The organism is Gilliamella sp. Occ3-1 (assembly GCF_001690655.1).
Taxonomy (GTDB): Bacteria; Pseudomonadota; Gammaproteobacteria; order Enterobacterales; family Orbaceae; genus Gilliamella; species Gilliamella apicola_P.
Genome location: NZ_LZHQ01000012.1, coordinates 1 through 502 on the forward strand (window position 1 = coordinate 1; position 502 = coordinate 502).

Annotated in this window: 1 protein-coding gene; it reads right to left on the reverse strand. The window is 25.7% G+C overall.

Annotation, left to right across the window (positions count from 1 at the left end):
- Positions 1-152 precede the first annotated feature (152 nt).
- A complete protein-coding gene (locus A9G43_RS04335; RefSeq protein WP_065606968.1) occupies positions 153-368 on the reverse strand; it encodes an EexN family lipoprotein in 216 nt (71 codons plus the stop codon).
- Positions 369-502 lie beyond the last annotated feature (134 nt).

Genomic DNA, 502 nt, shown 5'->3' on the forward strand with positions numbered 1-502 from the left:
TTTTATTAAAAAATCATTTATAGCTAACCTAAGTAAATCAGATATTGTTTTTAAAGCCAATTTCGCCCGTTTATTTTTTTATTGCAATATTCATATTGGCTTTCATCAATTAGAGATTTAAAAGCCACTTTAAAGGGCTTTCAAAACTTGTATTAATCCCAACTTGCATTACCAACTCTATTTTTTGAAACTATTGCTTTGTGAGAATTTTGACAATTCAAACTATCACCATCAATTTCACCGTTTTCACATTTTTTACGGTATTTATCTAGTAGTTCTTTGTTATTTTTAAAATCTTCTACAGTATAGGTCTTCTCATTACATCCGAATAAAAACATAGCAGTAATTAATATTAGTATTTTTTTCATATAAACTCCTTATAATCGTTGGTTAATATTAGATTAAGCTTTATTGTGTTTTATTAAAAAATCATTTATAGCTAACCTAAGTAAATCAGATATTGTTTTTAAAGCCAATTTCGCCCGTTTATTTTTTTATTGCA

What these genes read in the sequence shown, in the direction of transcription:
- A9G43_RS04335 (WP_065606968.1), bottom strand. Translation starts at nt 368, where the DNA reads ATGAAAAAAATACTAATATTAATTACTGCTATGTTTTTATTCGGATGT.